The following is a 16,824-nucleotide window of genomic DNA, read 5'->3' on the forward strand; positions in this document are numbered from 1 at the left end:
AAAATAACCAGAGGTTGAATATTGCTTATAGCTGTTGCCATTTATACAATTACTGTCCCAATATAGTTGGCGTAATCAAGCTGTGTAAATTGGTGAGGACACTGATTTTCAGGTAAAGCTAGGATAAATCTTAGATAAATTACTTTAAAATTCGTTTGAGAAGTCAGATTTATTAGATTTATTAGATCGTATTGCTACGGTTTCATTACCGATAAAACAGATTTAATCGGTCTGCTTTGTCTACCCTGTCGTGAATCAATACCTCTGGTTTAGACTTTGTTAGGCGTTGCTGAATCGAGGTATACCATTGCGAAGCTTATCCTTTAGGACAAGGGTAAAATGTGATTTTTTGAATTTATTATATTGTATTGAATCAAAAAGCTAAGAGCTAATAGCTATAACAGTATTATTTTGTACGTCATACTTTCAATCAGCAACGCCCTTTGTTATTAATTGGATAACCGAACCCAGTTCACGAATTGAGTCACAGAATCTAGGCAAATTTTCCAGTTGGAATAGAATCAATTAACTTGCGGGTATAGGCTGTTTTGGGGTTGCGGTATATTTGCTCTGATGTGCCTATTTCGGCAATTTTTCCCTGATTCATGACAATAATGCGATCGCTCATGAATTTAACGACGCTGAGATCGTGGGAGATAAAGATATAGGTTAATCCCATCTCTGCCTGGAGCTTTTTGAGCAGGTTTAATACCTGTGCTTGTACCGAGACATCCAGGGCGGAAACGGACTCATCGCAGATAATAAACTGGGGTTCTAAGGCTAAAGCCCTAGCAATACATACCCGTTGTCTTTGTCCTCCTGACAACTCGTGGGGATAGCGGTTTCGCAGATCAAGATTTAAACCCACCCGTTCTAAAAGTTCTGATACCTTTTTATGGCGATCGCCTTTTATTTTATGAACTACTAAGGGTTCGGCGATCGCTTTGCCAATATTAATGCGAGGATTAAGAGAATTATAGGGGTTTTGAAAGATAATTTGCATTTGTCGACGCAGCGATCGCAATTTTTGGCTTCTCAGGGCTAAGTTGGTAATATTATCGCCCTGGAATACTACATCTCCTTCCAGCGGTTGAATCAGGCGCAAGAGAGTTCTGGCTAAAGTAGATTTCCCGCACCCCGACTCACCGACTAAGCCTAAAGTCTCCCCAGGATAGACTTCAAAGGAGACGTTGTTTACCGCCATCAGATATTTTTTAGTTTTGCCAAACATACCCTTGGTTGGAAAGCCTACCCGTAGCTGCTTAACAGACATTAAGGATTCTTGCTGCAAAAGCTGTTTTAATCTCGCCTGTTGTTCAGCTTCGGTAACAACCTTTGGTTGATGATTAATATCGGTTTGTTTTTCTGTAATTTGAATCTTTCCTGCTGGGGTAGTCGTTACGTCCATAAAATCAACTACCGTAGGTAGAATCTGCAATTGATAGTCTAAACGAGGGCGACAGGCTAATAATCCTTTTGTATAAGGATGTTGAGCATGGCTAAAGACAGACTCGATTTTTCCCGCTTCTACTACCTTTCCTTGATACATTACCACCACTGAATCAACTAGTTCAGCAATTACTCCCAAGTCGTGAGTAATAAAAATCAATGCCATATCTCTTTCGTCACAGAGATGGCGCAGCAGATCTAAAATAGTCGCCTGCACTGTTACATCTAAGGCAGTTGTGGGTTCATCAGCAATTAAAACACTAGGATTACAAGAGATTGCCATGGCAATGGTGACTCGCTGTAGTTGTCCCCCAGATAGTTCATGAGGATAGCGCTTGAGGATCGACTGCTTCTGCTGATTAATATAGCTAAATACTTCTTTGTCGCTATAGCTAGGATGCTCTTGCAGACATTGCTGTTGTAACGCCTCGTCACTGGGTAAAAGTTGAACTTCTTGTAACAGGGCGATCGCTTTTCTTCTAGCATCCCCAGCCGATACCTTTTGATGTAATAAAATCGCTTCGGTGATTTGAAATCCAATATCATAAACAGGATTTAACGCACTCATGGGTTCTTGAAAAATCATCGCAATTTCTCCCCCACGATAGCTTCTGCGTTCAGCTTCATTTACCTGTAATAAATCTACTGGCGATCTAGTTTCAGGAGTAAACCAAATCTCTCCTTGGGTAATCCGCCCTGGAGTGGGGACTAAACCCATAATTGCTAAAGATGTTACCGATTTACCCGAACCCGACTCCCCGACAATACCCAGCTTTTCTCCTTTCCTTAACTGAAAATTTAGTTCCTCAACCGCCACTACAGGTTTAGTTTGAGTGATAAATTGGACTTGCAGATGGCGAACATCAAGAACAGGTTCAGACATATTTCAACTTCAGTCAAAGGTTAACAGAATTTTAACCGATAGATTAATAAATTCCATCTTGTTTAGTAAGTGAATCGAGACAATTAAAAAACATGAAATATATTGTATGTAAAAATGTAATTGAGCAAAAAGGTTTAGCCAAAACTCATTATCTTAATGAAAATGCTCAAAGAATTAATAAGTTTCTCGGAGATATTGTCTATAGGCAAAAAGATTTAAAACATTTTCAATTCACTACTAGCTACTTTTCCAACGTTCTAAGGGAATACAGTCAATATCTAAAGTATCTAAAGCTCTAGCCACCACAAAATCAACCAGATCTTCAATGGTTTTGGGGTGATGATACCAGGCGGGAATTGCTGGCACAATTTTTACTCCAGCTTCAGCAAGAGTAGTTAAGTTGCGCAGATGAATTAAACTAAAGGGCGTTTCTCTAGGAACAACTACTAAAGGTTTTCCTTCCTTAATCTGCACGTCTGCTGCTCTTTCTAAAAGATCTGAGCTTAAACCTGCTGCTATTTTGCCGACAGTACTCATGCTACAGGGAATAATTACCATGCCCAAAGTGCGGAAAGAACCACTGGCAATGTTATCTCCCGCATCACCCCAGCGATGACAGTTTAAGATTCCACTTGTCTTAACTCCAGCCTTGTCTCGCCAAAAAAGTTCTTGTTGATCGGGTTCTGCTGGCATCCGAATGTTTTCTTCTGCTTGCCAAACCATGTAGGTAGCGCGAGAAGCCACTAGTTCAATCGTATAATCAGCAGCTAATAGGTATTTTAGAGCATGTACAGCATAGATTAGCCCTGAAGCACCGCTAACGCCAATAATTAAGGGTTTGGTCATGTAATATTGATAGTAATTAAATTAGTAAATTAGTCAAATTAGTCCTTCAAATTCAAGTTCTTCGATCATCTGTAAACCACGAGGATCGCCGACTTTGAGGATAGCACTTCTAGCATCATCTTTAACACCATAATCATCATCTTCTACTAAAGATTCAATTAAAGCATCGATCGCCGTAGCGTAAACAACGTTGGAAGGTAGTTCACGACACAATTGCCCAATTGCCCAAGCACAGTTACTGCGTACCGCTGCAATAGAATCTCTTCTTAACCCCTGAATTAGAGGCGGAATAGCAGCAATGATATCTTCATAGTTGGCTGGAGCAATTTGGGCTAAACCACTAGCTGCCCATAGTCTGACGGCGGAAATATCGGTCTTAAGAGCATGAAGTAAGGGCTGAAGAGCGCGTCGATCTTTACTGTTACCCAATGCCCAAACTATTCCCTTGCGGACATAGCCATTAAAGTCTGTCTCTAGTAATTCAATTAAAGGTTCAACAGCAGTAGCATCTGGATTGCGTCCTAAAGCATAGGCAGTGCTGACTCTAATTAAAGGACAGATATCCTTGAGTAGTTCAATTAAAATTGGAATGGAACGGCGATCTTCTAGCTCACAAAATGCTCTTGCTGCTAGCATCCGATCTGAAGCGACAGCAGATTCTAACAACTTTAACATTCGCTCTGGATCTGGAGGTGGAATGTCGCCTACAGAGCTGGCTGAATCGATATTATCTAGAGGACTATTTAGTTCAGCTTCAATAAAACTTAGTTCATCATTTTTCATTATCACCCAAGGTCGCTCTATTATTATCCAACTGTTAGCAAGCTGTTAAAGTGTTTTATTTTACGTCTTTTTATCTTTACATCATACTATCTTGATTAGAGAAGTAATCGATGCAATTCAAAGATTATGTCATTCGCTAAACCCATAACAGTCAATCCGTTTGAGCAAGGGGCAATGTCGCAGATTCTGTCTGATGCTCCTGTATTATCTAGCTATGAAGCAGGTTGGCATGGTATTCATCTAGCTCATTATCATCAGTTATCTGGAGAAATCCCCGAACATTATATTTCACAGCACATCATTAGTATGTCAGCTAAAAATCCAGAAGTATTGGAAGTGATTTCGGATGGAAAAAGTTGGATGACTTCATCACAAGTAAAAGATAATATGATTCAACTTTACCCTGCCGATCGCTCTTATCAAGTAAGCTGGAAGGGAGAATCTGAGTTTATCCATTGTTATATAGCTCCTCAAGCCCTTGCTCAAATTGCCTATGAATCCGTCAATCTAGATCGTTTGGAACTCATGGTGCATTTCATGAAACCCGATCCTTTAATTTGTCAGATTATATTGGCATTAAAAACGGAATTGGAGACTAACCCTTCCAACAGTCGTTTCTATGCAGCCAAACTTAGAGAGTTTAATCCACCTGACATTCATATTTATGAAGTAGTTATTTCTGAGTCAAAAGCAGGAACGCCAAAGATCAAACAAGGACAATACATTACTCATTTTGCCGAATTTCGGCTGCCTGCTGAGAATCAACCGCGCATGATTGAACTAGCGAAAGAGAACGTAGTTAAAGCAATGGAGTTACCAGGATTAATTTCTGCTAATTTTCATCGTAGTCTCGATGGCACTCGGGTAATCAATTACGGACAATGGCTTGATCGAGAAAGTATTGAAAACCTGAAAAAACAACCAGGATTTGGCGGAAAATCTGAATATTGGGAAGGTGTTGCCGAAAATGAACATCATCTTTATGAAGTTGTTCTAACCATACCTAGTGATTAGAAATTATACGACAACTTTTTAAATTCAGGAACATTGTCTTTAACTAACACATTCACTTAATTAAAATAGGAGATTTAACATGGCTGCAAAACCCGTAGTTCTTTTAGCTGGTATTACTGGCATGATGGGCGATAAATTGGAAAGCTGGATCGAGCAAAAGAAACAGACAGCTTCATCTCCTAATGAGTATCTGCCTCAGCAATATGTTTATACAATGGTTTCTGGCAAAGGCAAATTCGATAATATCCAAAATTCTCGTTATTCTCAAATTCAACCGCTAACAGTAAAGCAGTATTTAGAAACCGCCCATCTTTGACAGAGCGATCGTATTCTTGATGATACAGGCAACTTCTTAAGCATAATCAATGAGCCTAACTAATTCCAATTCTTTACCACTCAAGGCAACTTTATTACTAACTAGTACTTTAACAGTAATGTCGGGAGCAACAATTGCCCCTTCACTACCCGCGATGCAAGAGTATTTTGCTGATGTATCCAATTCCGCGCTGTTAGTTCGTTTGGTATTGACTATCCCCGCGTTATTTATCGCTATTGGCGGAATGTTTGCCGGTCAACTGGTAGATCGTCTTGGTCGCAAACCTTTATTAATTGGTTCGGCTTTACTTTATGGTATCGCTGGTAGTTCTGGTTTTATCTTGAACTCTTTGGGTGCAATTTTGGTTGGTCGTGCTTTATTAGGACTATCGGTAGCGGGAATTATGACTGGGGTAACCACTTTAATTGCTGATTATTATACAGGTCAAACGCGGGCTAACTTTATGGGTTTGCAGGCAGCATTTATGGGTTTGGGAGGAGTAGTATTTCTTTCAGTCGGCGGCTTGATTGCCGATCTTAACTGGCGCTTCCCTTTTCTAATTTACCTTTCAGCTTGGGCTATTTTAATCGCGATCGCTGTAACTATTTACGAACCTGAGCGTAAGATACTCAACCAAACATCTTCTTCTGCAAACCAGCCGAGTATGCCCATCGGCGTACTAGCCATGATTTATGGTGTTGCTTGGTTCTATATGGTGGTGTTTTATTTAATTCCCGTACAACTACCGTTTTATCTCCAGAATCTTAGTAATGCTTCTGCTTCTGCTTCGGGGTTGGCAATTGCCGCCTCAACTTTAGCCAGTGCGATCGCATCGTTGCGTTATGGATTTGTTAAAAGGCGTTTGGGTTTTATCAGTATTATAGTCCTTGCTTTTGGTGTAGCAGCAGTGGGGTATTTAATTATTGGTATAGCTGGTAGTTACAACATGGTTTTAATCGGTTTAATCATTGCTGGTTTAGGTTTTGGCTTATTAATGCCTAATCTTAATGTTTGGCTGTCGAGCATCATTCCCGATGTTTTACGTGGTCGAGCTTTGGGTGGTTTAACCACCTTCTTTTTCTTGGGTCAGTTTTTATCTCCGCTAGTTTCTCAACCCATTACTAATGGAATTGGTTTGGCTAACACCTACAGCTTTACAGGAGTTTGTTTACTGGTAGTGGCGATCGCCTTTTTAGCTTTGAGAAAACAAATTAACTCATTTTGTCAAAACTGTTATTAGAGCGACTAATCCTGATATTAAAGATAATGACTTTAGTAACCCGAATATTAGACCACCAATTATACCAATAGGGTCTATTTCTAGAAAATTATGCTTTTATATTCTATTTGCTAAACAAGTATAGTAAATAAGTACTAAAGTTAGGATATTTACTACCTACTACCTACGAACAGATCTTGTAAGTTGGATAGAGGAACGAAACCCAACAACTCAAATGTTTACCAAATTTCCGCCAAATCTAAGTTAAATCCAGGCAGAATATCGCTGCAATCAACCGTCATAGGCGATTCTAACACTTCTACCTCTTGCCCTAAGCGATAAATTCCAACCTGTTGATCTTGAGGATTAATTAGCAACCCTAATTTCACGCCTAGACCTTGATATTCGAACATCTTAGTCTTGAGGATATTTAATCGATCAGTAGCAGAACGAAGTTCAATGACAAAATCAGGCACGACTGGAATGAAGCCTGTGATATCTACTCCCTCTAATCGCGACTTTTCAATCCAAGACACATCGGGAGACATTTTGCCACCACCAATGGCGATAAAGTCATAGCCAGTTGAAGACTCAAAAGCTTGTCCTAATTTTGTGTGTTTACTCCAACCACCAACTTGAATAGTTAAGTCAATATTTTTCTTGCCACTTTCACCGCCTGTTGGAGGCATAACAATCAATTTTTGGTCTTTGGTTAATTCAAGTCTTAAATCAGGATTGTCAATACACAGAGAATCGAATTCTTCAGGGGTGACGTGGAGAGTGGTATTGCTAACATTGAGCAGTAATGGTTGAGTATTGTTAATATGAGTAGCAATGGTCATCTTAAAACCTCTAAACCATTGTATTAATTGGATTTATGACTTTTTAAGTATATCAAATAATTTATTCAAATTACTCTATATAGCGATCGCTTGATCTATGACACCAATACAGTATTTTTTACTATTGCCTTAAGAATAGAGTGAATTGGTGACTTTACTAGATAGGGTAGTATTAAAGCGTAATTGAACAATATTGCCTAAAATATATAGGGAACAAACCCTGTTAACTACAAACCTAATGACCACTGCTCAAGATACTTTGTGGGAAAAATTCATCCAGCCCATATTTGGTTTTTTAATCGATCGCGAGGCACTCAAAGAACTCTCTGACAGTATTGATTGGGCGAAAGCTGGCGATCGCCTCAAAGATCCAGAGTTGGTATATCCTGAATATTATACTTCTCAGAATTTTCATGGTATCACTGGGGGTTATCTGACTTCGGGTGCAGCAGTAACCTACGATCCTGTGACTAAACATGCCCTCCCGCCTAATGAAACTTGGAATCGCGAAGCAGTAATTAAAGCTGTTATAGGAAGTCCCCGTAGAATTCTCGATCTGGGTTGCGGTACTGGTTCAACAACAATTATGCTTAAGCAGGCTTTTCCCACTGCTGAAGTTGTGGGGTTAGATTTATCCCCTCAGATGCTAACCATGTCTGAATACAAAGCACAGCAGGCACAGTTAGACATTAACTGGATTCATGGGTTGGCAGAAGCAACTAAGTTTGCTGATGCTGAGTTCGATGTTGTGACTGCTTCGTTATTGTTTCATGAAATGCCTACTTCTATTGCCCAACAGGTGCTACAAGAAGCTTATCGTCTGCTCAAGCCAGAAGGACAGATCGTTATTTTGGATGGTCATCAGAAAACCCTACGGAACACTACTTGGCTGTCTGATATATTTGACGAGCCTTATCTCAAAGAATATGCAGCAGGTAGTACTGATGCCTGGATGGGTAAGGCTGGTTTTAATCAGGTACTAACCGAAGATGTTTGGTGGACAAATCAGCTAACTATAGGAGTAAAATCGAGCAGTAAGTAGTAATTAATACCTAATGTTTAATTTATGAGTCTTAAAGCAGTTTTTCTAGAGTTTAGTGGTGTAATTATTGATGATGAAGCGATCAATCAAGAATTAATTGCAGAAATCCTTCTCAGTGAAAACTTGCGGGCTGATGATGATGAATATACTCAATATTGTCGTGGTAAAAGCGATCGCGCCTGCTTAAAAGATATTTTAGCTAATCGGGGTCGTATTTTAGCTGATGAATATCTTGACAAGCTGCTGAAAATTAAAGCCCAAGGTTATCGTCAGAAAATCGATCAATTGTCAGAAATAGCCTTACCAGCAAATTTAACCCCGTTTCTTACTCAGTTAAAACAGGAAAACATAGCTGTTGGTTTAGTAACAGGTGCAGCTTGTTCAGAAGTAGAATATGTGTTGGCAAAAGTCGAACTCGCTTCGTACTTTGATTTAATTGTAGCTGGTGACGATTTAAAATTGAGCAAACCAGAACCAGAACCTTATTTATTGGCAGTCTCCAAGCTCAACTTGAATCCGCAAGAATGTTTGGCAATTGAAAACAATCCGATTGGCATCACTTCAGCCAAGCGGGCAAAGATCCAAGTAGTGGGCATCTCTAATCTTTATCCTCTCCATATGTTACAGCGTCAAGCAAACTGGACTGTTGATGATTTTCTAGAAATTGAACTTGATCGCGTAGATGGCGTCTTATCTCGGATTAATTAACTGAATAGTTGATAGCTTCGCTCATTTACTGGTTACTGCTCCAGTTAATCGGCAGGGAGAGAGGATTTTCTTGAGCATCATCAGTAGCAGAAGCTGCTGTGGCTTGGTCTAATACTGCCTCAACGCGATCGTAAATCTCTTGAGCCTCTTCTAGAGAATTGCCAATACTCGTTAAACCCAGCTTGCCAAATTCTGATAATGCACCCATCAGATGAAATACCGTCCCTGTTTGACTGCTGCTATCAAAATGTAGTCTTTCTTGAGCAATAATATCCATGAGATCGTTTGGTAATAAACCTTGATACTGTGCTTTATGCAAATTATCGGTGGCAATATAGTGTTTTTCTTGATTTTGTTGGCTTAAGAAGTTGCCTGTGTCGTAATCAAATCTGCCGTTAGTCAGTAATCTTAAGGTCATAAAGGGATGGGTTGTGCCACCCTTGCGGAGATTAATTTCGATCGCTTGAAGATCCCATTGTTTGGTCTTTGTATCCTGCACGGCAATAAAATCTACTCCGTAACGTTCGATCGTTCCTTTGGCAGCTAAAACTTCACCAACTTTTAAACCCAACTCTTGTAATTTATGTCGATAGTCGACATCCGCAGGAAAATAACAGCCTTCGTATACCTGTCCATCTACACCCCCCAAAATCTGATCGTGAGTCGAGATAATTTCCACTTCCCCCGATGGTCGAATGTAGCCCTGTACGCTAGGCGATCGCTTAATTTCCCCTTCGACAAAAGCCTCCACAATTGCTCCTAATTTAGGAATACGTGCCGAAAAAGTCGACCAGGTTTCTTCTCCCGCTTGAAAGCTCATATTTTCTAGCTGTTTACTTAGAGCTATTTTAGTTTGAGCTTCATCTTTTTGACCAGGAGCATATGCTTGAATTGGTCTTAAATCTAGCAAAGCATTTCCTTCTCCCGAAAAGCCTTCGTTGAGCTTTACTACCACCCGTTGTAAGTTCGGCTGTCTTTGCCAGAGTTGCCATAAATCTTGGATTAAATCTGGGACGTTTTTCACGGTGTAGCTGCCGTCAGGATGAGCAATTCCCGCCTCGGCAAAAATACGACGGCTACCGCTTTTAGAACCCCACTTGAGTACTTCAGGAGATGCTGCCAATAGGGGAATACCCAGCTTTAAAGATAGCTGCTGCTCAAGCTCGGTAGAGTTGTAACAAACCATATAAGACTTATGAGGACGCAGCGCACGACGAATCTTTGCCACCAATCGGGGGCGGTCTAAAATCTTTTGGCTTAAGGGTTTGAGAGAGCCATCATAGGTGCTAATTAATAATAGGCGATCGCGCGCATGAGAAAAAGGAATTCCTGGCAGGAGTTGCAGGTAGTAATCAATGACAATGGGACACAGAGGTAACGCGGTCAGATAAATTACCCTAGTCAAAGGATTACGCAGACGAATCAAAGAAAATAATAGTCTTTCTTCATAATGCAAAAACCCTGGCACTTTACTTCCCACCTGCTGATCGACGCTAAAGGAAGGAATCACTAAAATATCATAGTCATCCTGATCGAAAATATCGACACTCTGCCACAGTTGACCTTCTTCAAAAGATCTCGTCCATTCTCGAAGCTGATTTTGTAGCTGTCGGAAACGCTTTGCTGCTGAATGACTATCTTCCATAACCTAGAATGACTATACTTGTCGGGCAAACTCCAAGAGTTATAGTATACTTGCTGCGAATATCAATATTTCATCTGTCTCAAGAATTAATAAAAGTACTCCTGTTGTTGATTTTTCTTTTTCCCCTTCTTTTCCTATGCCTAAACTTTTGGTTGTTACCACCGTCCCTATTACAATTCGCAGTTTCCTGCTTCCTTTGATCCAACATTTTCGCAGTTTAGGTTGGCAGGTAGACGCTATGGCGCAGGGTATTTCAGCCAATCGAGATTGTGTAGAAACATGCGATCGCATTTATGATATTCAATGGTCACGTAACGTTTTCGATCCAAGAAATTTATGGTCTGGAGTCTCGCGAGTCAAGCAAGTAGTAGCACAAGAAGATTATGATCTGGTTCATGTTCATACTCCTATTGCTGCCTTTGTTACTCGGTATGCCTTAAAGAATAACCAAAAAATCAAGGTTATTTATACCGCTCATGGTTTTCACTTTTATCATGGTGGGAATATAGTTAAAAACGCTATTTTTTTAAGTTTAGAAAAGCTGGCGGGGGCGTGGACTGATTATTTAATTACCATTAACCAAGAAGATGAAGCTGCTGCCAAAAAGTATAATTTTCTACCAGCCAACAGAATTTACTATACTCCTGGCATTGGCGTAGATATTAACTACTATGCTTCTAGCAAGGTTGAGCCTGTAAATCTAGCACAGGTTCGTCAGCAGTTAAATTTAACCGACTCAGATACTCTATTACTATGCATTGCTGAATTTACACCCCGTAAAAGACATCAAGACTTGCTCAATGCTTTAGCAAAAGTGGCTAATCCTCAAGTTCATTTAGCTTTAGCAGGAGAAGGTAGCGTTAAGCCCAAAATGGCAGAATTAGCCAAACAATTAGGAATAGTCAATCAAGTACACTTTTTAGGTTATCGTGACGACATCCCCACCTTAATTCAAGCTGCTAATGCTGTCTTACTAGTTTCTCAACAGGAAGGCTTACCCCGTAGCATTATGGAAGCTATGTGTTTAAATACCCCTGTAATTGGCTCAAACATTCGCGGTACTCAAGATTTATTAGAAAACGGCTGTGGTTTATTAGTCGATCTAGGAGATACTGATGCCCTCGCACAAGCAATGTCCAAAGTAATTGAAGATCCTGACAGCTTGGCAGTAATGGCACAAAAAGCTCAGACAAAAATAACCAACTACGATTTGAGTAGAATTATTCAACAATACGCTGATATCTATCAATTAGCCTTGAGCGATGATAGTTAATACCAAAACTGCCTAAATGTCCTTCGTTCAGGTTAAACACATCAACCTAAACAGAAATTTTAACAGACTTTAATTTGTTAAAAACAAACTTGAATCTGTTTTTAACAGATTTGCCCAGGTCATTTAATTTTAGTTTAGACCAAATAGCACGTTGTCTTAGTAAACATATCAATATGCCTACTGCGATGACGCTGAAGGCTCGCAAGTAATCAACTGCTTCCACCTGTGCATCTGGCATTAAATAGTGTGGACCAACTAGAACCGTATGTACTACTGCGAAAATCATGGAAGGCAAACTTAATAAGTGAATCTGACGCCAAGCTTTGCCTAATTGACGCTGCATAAATTGAAAGCTAGTTGCTGCCGCAGGAATCATAATACTCAAAGAGATGATGCCTGACCACATTCCCCACTTATTTTGAGTAGACATTAAGGAAATTGTTGCCCAATTTCCTTCCAAAAAATTTTCTGTGGCATAGATTACATGAGCTAGCGCAGCGGCAAAAGCAATTACCCCAACACCTCGACGATATTTTAAAGGAATATCCCACCAAACTTTAATCGGACGAGCCATTAAAGCAAGCATGAGCAAGAACAATCCTATATGTCCTAGATCATGTCCTGCGCCCTCGATACGGGATAACACAAGTATTCCCGATACGACTAGCGCCCAATCTGCATAGGGCAACAATGGTTTTTCTGGTTTGGGTTTTTTGGCTTTTTTGGCAGTAGCCTTAGTGGCTGAAAGTTTGGCTTTAACTACTGGAGAGTCTGTGGGAGATACTTTTTGGGGCGCTAAATTGATCTCCTTTTCCTTATGGTTAGCATTTACGTTGAAGTCTGAAACTGCAATTTTGGCGAGACTATCCATCAGTTCGGCGGCAAAGTGATAAGAACCACTATGAACAGAGCGAATTGCCAAAGCCAATTCGCTCATAACCATGTTTTTCAAGACGTAGCCATTCGCTCCAGCAGTTATTATTTCTGACACAACCGAATCGTTAGAATCTTTATTAAATGCGCTTAAAATGAGAATTTTGACATCGGGGTTTTGTTTGGTAATTCTTTTGGTAGCCTCAATACCACCCATAACAGGCATCACTAAGTCTAAAACCACTACATCAGGCTTAATTTTGCTTACCTGCTCAACTGCATCTTTTCCATTCAGCGCATATCCAACTATCTCAATATCTTGATTGTCAGCAAATATCGCTTGTAATCCTTCACAAACCAGCTTGAGATCATCAACAATCAATACACGAATTTTGGGCTTGTAAAAATTTTGGTTGACATTTCCTGTAGTACTAAGAAGAGAAGAATCTTGAGAAGATGGTTTAGCGACAACAAATTGTCTACTTTCCATCACATCATTAGTAGTCATACTTGATAAATATCAATTATTGTGTTTTCAGAGAAGCTTTCCTCAAAATACCAGAAAGGAGTTATTTTCTCAAATAAGAACATAAATACTGAAATAACAGCGAAATTTTATTAAACCAATCAATATCGGCGATTTGCTGCTATTTGCTTTGAAATATGTTTTGAACCATTGCCCGAGGTATGTTTGCTGCTGCACGATCTAATTCTGCTATTTCTCCCGCATCCAATAGCCAGTCTTGGGCGGCAATATTTTCCTGTGCCTGTTTGATATTTTTTGCTCCAGGAATCGGCATTGCACCTTTAGCAATACACCAATTAATTGCTACTTGCGCCATGGTTTTATGACGGGATTGCGCGATCGCCTCTAGACAATCTAACAGTGGTTTAGCTTCGGGAACTAATCTTCTGAAAAGTATTCCTCGTAACCCTTTGGGATAGGTACTCGGGTCATTATATTTGCCCGTGAGGATGCCCAAGCACAGGGGACTATAGGCAATAAGTTTAATCCCCAATTCATCGCAGGTATCTTTAAGGCCTAATTCAGTTATGGGATAGGTGGATAATAAAGAATACTGCACCTGCAAAGTGGCAATGGGTATATTGCGATCGCTAAATTTTTGCTGAACTTGTCTTAATCTCTTTGTTCCATAGTTAGATAGTCCCACCCCCTTAATTACCCCCCGTTCATATAAATCGGCTAAACCATCCAAAAGCTGCCATTCTTGCCAGGGAAAGTAATTAGCCGTTGACCAGTGCAGCTGGGCCAAATCTACCCTCCCCATGCGCTCTATTGAGGCAATTCCTGCCTTGACCATTGATTTTGCAGTTAATCGCCAGGGATAAGCAGCCAGTTTAGTTGCCAAGCAGATCCGCTCTTTATTTACCCCCTGATATTCCCGCTCAAATTTTCCTAGTAGCTTTTCACTTTGACCATTGAGTTTACCTGTACCGTAAGAGTCCCCAGTATCAAACAAAGTTACACCGTTGCTAACGCACAGATTGAATACTGCTTGTAATTGAGGATCCATACTTTGGTCATAACCCCACAGTAAACGATTTCCCCATGCCCAAGTTCCGCAGCCCATCTGGGGCAGAATCAGTTCTTTAGTACTTGACATCATAACTTCTTATTTTAATTTGATAGGATATTAAAAACTAAATCGGCTAGAATTAGCGGAATAAGCGTCTCTTTAGCAGAAAAATCCTGCATATTAGCAAAAATATATTCGGCTTTGCATCTTCATTAACATCTGATAACTAACAAAACATGAACTCGCAACTCCCTTTAGGTTCAGTCATTCAAGGTTCTTTAACCAAAGGTTTAGAAGTAAGATTACACCCAGATGTATCGGTGGAAGATATGCGTGTCGGTAAATTTTTAGTGGTGCAGGGAACTAGATCTCGTTTCTTTTGCTTACTTACTGATGTTTCTCTTGGCTGTTCCAGCGATCGCATTATTGCTAATCCTCCTCCTATTGACGATACTTTTTTACGAGATGTTTTAGCAGGAAGTGGTACTTACGGTACAGTCGCGCTGTCTCCGATGTTGATGTTTACTCCCACGGCAACCCAGAGCGATTTTTCTACCCTGCCCATAGATCCCGATCTAGATCTTAATACTAGTTTGGGTTCAATGCAGCCCAACTCCAGCGCCGACATGGAATTGCTACCCGTGAAAACAATTCCCGCTCATTTTAGTCAAGTTTATGAAGCAAGCGAACATGACTTTCGTAGCGTCTTTGGTTGGGAAGACGATCCATTTCGGCGTAATTTTTCTGTTGGTCAACCTTTGGATATGGAAGTGCCAGTCTGTATTGATCTAGATCGCTTTGTGGAAAGGAGTAACGGCATTTTTGGGAAGTCTGGTACAGGTAAATCATTTCTCACTCGTTTATTATTATCAGGGGTAATTCGCAAAGAAGCAGCAGTCAATCTAATGTTTGATATGCATTCGGAGTATGGTTGGGAAGCCATGAAAGAAGGTAAGCAGGTAAGTACTGTTAAAGGTTTGCGTCAGCTTTTCCCAGGTAAAGTAATGATGTATACCCTCGATCCTGAATCTACGAAACGTCGAGGTGTTAGGGATGCTCAGGAGCTTTATTTGAGCTACGATCAGATTGAGATTGAAGATTTAAAATTAGTTGCTTCAGAGTTAGGCTTATCGGAAGCGGCAATGGACAACGCCAATATTCTCTATAACGAGTATGGTAAATCTTGGATTGTGCGTTTGCTCAACATGACTAACGAAGACATCAAAATGTTCTGCGAAGCAAAACAAGGACACCAGGGGTCAATTTCATCCTTGCAGCGCAAATTAATGCGCTTTGATACCCTTAAATATATTCGCTCAACTTGTCCCCACAACTACATCGATCAGCTAATTCAAGATTTGGCTGCGGGAAAAAACGTAATTATCGAATTTGGTTCTCAGTCCAATATGCTGTCTTATATGTTGGCGACTAATATGATTACTCGCCGTATTCATGCCAGCTATGTCAAGAAAGCCGATCACTTTCTGCAAACCAAAAACCCCCTAGACAAACCTCGTCAGCTTGTGATCACTATTGAAGAAGCCCACCGTTTCCTCGATTCTGGCGTCGTTCATCAAACTATCTTTGGCACGATCGCGCGGGAAATGCGCAAATATTTTGTTACCCTGCTAGTAGTGGATCAGCGCCCTTCAGGAATTGATAACGAGGTTATGTCCCAGATCGGAACTCGTGTCACCTGCTTGCTTAACGATGAAAAAGACATTGAGGCAATTTTTACTGGAGTGTCTGGAGGAGCAAATTTAAAATCTGTCTTAGCCAAGCTTGATTCTAAACAACAGGCTTTAATTTTAGGTCATGCTGTACCGATGCCCGTAGTTGTCCGTACTCGACCCTATGATGCCCAATTCTATCGCGAAATTGGCTGTACTGATTGGGAAGAAATGCCCAATGAAGAAGTGTATGCAGCTGCAAAAGTCGCCAAAGCAGATTTAGGATTTTAACTAAAACAACCCTGTCAAAGACAGGGTTGTAAATAAATTACTGACAAGAGAATTAGAAATGAAAGTCAGAGATCGCAGATAAAATTACACAATACCAAGCCAATGGAAGAAGCCTTGACCAGTGGTTAGTTCTACTACCATTGCGCCTAAAAAGCCAATCATTGCTAATCTGCCATTCCAAATTTCTGCACTGGGATTAGAGCCGAACTGAAACTTAGTCGCAAACTCGCCATATTTACGTTCGGACTGAGCGCCATAATGTACGTCTGGTGTTTTGTTTTCCATATTTGCCATGATTGATAATTCCTTGAATTGTGAATAAATATTAACTACTTTCAAGATAGAAAATATATTTCTTAATGTTATCTATCTTTAGATGTATTTAGAAATAGATTTAAGTTATTTCGATATTTTTTTGATCGATCAGCATTG

The 16,824-nt window shown here is 40.2% G+C and carries 15 protein-coding genes; 7 read left to right on the plus strand and 8 right to left on the minus strand.

Annotated features, from left to right (window positions below):
* Window positions 1–493 precede the first annotated feature (493 nt).
* The 3 genes from C7B62_RS09870 to C7B62_RS09880 all read right to left on the minus strand — a co-directional run bounded on the left by C7B62_RS09870 (window position 494) and on the right by C7B62_RS09880 (window position 3,961).
* On the minus strand, window positions 494–2,332 hold the full coding sequence (locus C7B62_RS09870; RefSeq protein WP_106235364.1) for an ABC transporter ATP-binding protein: 1,839 nt from the start codon (window positions 2,330–2,332) through the stop codon (window positions 494–496).
* Between the two features lie 237 nt (window positions 2,333–2,569).
* A complete protein-coding gene (locus C7B62_RS09875; protein ID WP_106235366.1) occupies window positions 2,570–3,178 on the minus strand; it encodes a flavin prenyltransferase UbiX in 609 nt (202 codons plus the stop codon).
* Window positions 3,179–3,211: 33 nt separating this feature from the next.
* Complete coding sequence (locus C7B62_RS09880; protein WP_106235368.1) at window positions 3,212–3,961, minus strand: HEAT repeat domain-containing protein; 750 nt, start codon at window positions 3,959–3,961, stop codon at window positions 3,212–3,214.
* Between the two features lie 126 nt (window positions 3,962–4,087).
* Between C7B62_RS09880 and C7B62_RS26510 the strand changes: the two genes are divergently transcribed.
* The 3 genes from C7B62_RS26510 to C7B62_RS09895 all read left to right on the plus strand — a co-directional run bounded on the left by C7B62_RS26510 (window position 4,088) and on the right by C7B62_RS09895 (window position 6,531).
* Window positions 4,088–4,975, plus strand: a complete 888-nt coding sequence (locus C7B62_RS26510; RefSeq protein WP_233219893.1) for an antibiotic biosynthesis monooxygenase — start codon at window positions 4,088–4,090, stop codon at window positions 4,973–4,975.
* Window positions 4,976–5,054: 79 nt separating this feature from the next.
* Complete coding sequence (locus tag C7B62_RS09890) at window positions 5,055–5,291, plus strand: hypothetical protein (RefSeq protein WP_106235370.1); 237 nt, start codon at window positions 5,055–5,057, stop codon at window positions 5,289–5,291.
* Between the two features lie 49 nt (window positions 5,292–5,340).
* Entirely contained in the window at window positions 5,341–6,531 is a 1,191-nt protein-coding gene (locus tag C7B62_RS09895) for an MFS transporter (protein ID WP_106235372.1), read from the plus strand.
* A gap of 218 nt (window positions 6,532–6,749) precedes the next feature.
* Here the strand turns inward: C7B62_RS09895 and C7B62_RS09900 are convergent, their stop codons facing one another.
* The gene (locus C7B62_RS09900; RefSeq protein WP_106235374.1) at window positions 6,750–7,352 is read right to left on the minus strand and encodes a Uma2 family endonuclease; all 603 of its coding nucleotides are present in this window, start codon (window positions 7,350–7,352) and stop codon (window positions 6,750–6,752) included.
* 238 nt (window positions 7,353–7,590) lie between these two features.
* Here C7B62_RS09900 and C7B62_RS09905 point away from each other — a divergent pair, with 238 nt between their 5' ends.
* Complete coding sequence (locus C7B62_RS09905) at window positions 7,591–8,394, plus strand: class I SAM-dependent methyltransferase (RefSeq protein WP_106235377.1); 804 nt, start codon at window positions 7,591–7,593, stop codon at window positions 8,392–8,394.
* A 24-nt stretch (window positions 8,395–8,418) separates the two neighbouring features.
* Window positions 8,419–9,102 carry an HAD family phosphatase gene (locus tag C7B62_RS09910; RefSeq protein WP_106235379.1) on the plus strand — a complete coding sequence of 228 codons (684 nt, stop codon included), beginning with the start codon at window positions 8,419–8,421 and terminating at the stop codon, window positions 9,100–9,102.
* 25 nt (window positions 9,103–9,127) lie between these two features.
* Here the strand turns inward: C7B62_RS09910 and C7B62_RS09915 are convergent, their stop codons facing one another.
* Window positions 9,128–10,747 carry a peptide ligase PGM1-related protein gene (locus tag C7B62_RS09915; protein WP_106235381.1) on the minus strand — a complete coding sequence of 540 codons (1,620 nt, stop codon included), beginning with the start codon at window positions 10,745–10,747 and terminating at the stop codon, window positions 9,128–9,130.
* A gap of 136 nt (window positions 10,748–10,883) precedes the next feature.
* Between C7B62_RS09915 and C7B62_RS09920 the strand changes: the two genes are divergently transcribed.
* Complete coding sequence (locus C7B62_RS09920; RefSeq protein ID WP_106235383.1) at window positions 10,884–12,020, plus strand: glycosyltransferase family 4 protein; 1,137 nt, start codon at window positions 10,884–10,886, stop codon at window positions 12,018–12,020.
* 46 nt (window positions 12,021–12,066) lie between these two features.
* On the opposite strand, the gene C7B62_RS09925 is transcribed toward C7B62_RS09920, so the two are convergent.
* Both C7B62_RS09925 and C7B62_RS09930 read right to left on the minus strand, forming a co-directional pair.
* Entirely contained in the window at window positions 12,067–13,401 is a 1,335-nt protein-coding gene (locus tag C7B62_RS09925; RefSeq protein ID WP_106235385.1) for a response regulator, read from the minus strand.
* A gap of 139 nt (window positions 13,402–13,540) precedes the next feature.
* The gene (locus C7B62_RS09930; protein ID WP_106235387.1) at window positions 13,541–14,518 is read right to left on the minus strand and encodes an aldo/keto reductase; all 978 of its coding nucleotides are present in this window, start codon (window positions 14,516–14,518) and stop codon (window positions 13,541–13,543) included.
* 149 nt (window positions 14,519–14,667) lie between these two features.
* Here C7B62_RS09930 and C7B62_RS09935 point away from each other — a divergent pair, with 149 nt between their 5' ends.
* On the plus strand, window positions 14,668–16,392 hold the full coding sequence (locus tag C7B62_RS09935) for an ATP-binding protein (RefSeq protein ID WP_106235389.1): 1,725 nt from the start codon (window positions 14,668–14,670) through the stop codon (window positions 16,390–16,392).
* Window positions 16,393–16,476: 84 nt separating this feature from the next.
* Here the strand turns inward: C7B62_RS09935 and C7B62_RS09940 are convergent, their stop codons facing one another.
* A complete protein-coding gene (locus C7B62_RS09940; protein WP_106235391.1) occupies window positions 16,477–16,677 on the minus strand; it encodes a chlorophyll a/b-binding protein in 201 nt (66 codons plus the stop codon).
* Window positions 16,678–16,824 lie beyond the last annotated feature (147 nt).

Source organism: Pleurocapsa sp. CCALA 161 (assembly GCF_003003995.1).
Lineage (GTDB): Bacteria > Cyanobacteriota > Cyanobacteriia > Cyanobacteriales > Xenococcaceae > Waterburya.

What these genes read in the sequence shown, in the direction of transcription:
- C7B62_RS26510 (WP_233219893.1), top strand. Translation starts at nt 4,088, where the DNA reads ATGTCATTCGCTAAACCCATAACAGTCAATCCGTTTGAGCAAGGGGCA.
- C7B62_RS09935 (WP_106235389.1), top strand. Translation starts at nt 14,668, where the DNA reads ATGAACTCGCAACTCCCTTTAGGTTCAGTCATTCAAGGTTCTTTAACC.
- C7B62_RS09940 (WP_106235391.1), bottom strand. Translation starts at nt 16,677, where the DNA reads ATGGAAAACAAAACACCAGACGTACATTATGGCGCTCAGTCCGAACGT.
- C7B62_RS09890 (WP_106235370.1), top strand. Translation starts at nt 5,055, where the DNA reads ATGGCTGCAAAACCCGTAGTTCTTTTAGCTGGTATTACTGGCATGATG.
- C7B62_RS09900 (WP_106235374.1), bottom strand. Translation starts at nt 7,352, where the DNA reads ATGACCATTGCTACTCATATTAACAATACTCAACCATTACTGCTCAAT.
- C7B62_RS09930 (WP_106235387.1), bottom strand. Translation starts at nt 14,518, where the DNA reads ATGTCAAGTACTAAAGAACTGATTCTGCCCCAGATGGGCTGCGGAACT.
- C7B62_RS09870 (WP_106235364.1), bottom strand. Translation starts at nt 2,332, where the DNA reads ATGTCTGAACCTGTTCTTGATGTTCGCCATCTGCAAGTCCAATTTATC.
- C7B62_RS09875 (WP_106235366.1), bottom strand. Translation starts at nt 3,178, where the DNA reads ATGACCAAACCCTTAATTATTGGCGTTAGCGGTGCTTCAGGGCTAATC.
- C7B62_RS09920 (WP_106235383.1), top strand. Translation starts at nt 10,884, where the DNA reads ATGCCTAAACTTTTGGTTGTTACCACCGTCCCTATTACAATTCGCAGT.
- C7B62_RS09895 (WP_106235372.1), top strand. Translation starts at nt 5,341, where the DNA reads ATGAGCCTAACTAATTCCAATTCTTTACCACTCAAGGCAACTTTATTA.
- C7B62_RS09925 (WP_106235385.1), bottom strand. Translation starts at nt 13,401, where the DNA reads ATGACTACTAATGATGTGATGGAAAGTAGACAATTTGTTGTCGCTAAA.
- C7B62_RS09880 (WP_106235368.1), bottom strand. Translation starts at nt 3,961, where the DNA reads ATGAAAAATGATGAACTAAGTTTTATTGAAGCTGAACTAAATAGTCCT.
- C7B62_RS09905 (WP_106235377.1), top strand. Translation starts at nt 7,591, where the DNA reads ATGACCACTGCTCAAGATACTTTGTGGGAAAAATTCATCCAGCCCATA.
- C7B62_RS09910 (WP_106235379.1), top strand. Translation starts at nt 8,419, where the DNA reads ATGAGTCTTAAAGCAGTTTTTCTAGAGTTTAGTGGTGTAATTATTGAT.
- C7B62_RS09915 (WP_106235381.1), bottom strand. Translation starts at nt 10,747, where the DNA reads ATGGAAGATAGTCATTCAGCAGCAAAGCGTTTCCGACAGCTACAAAAT.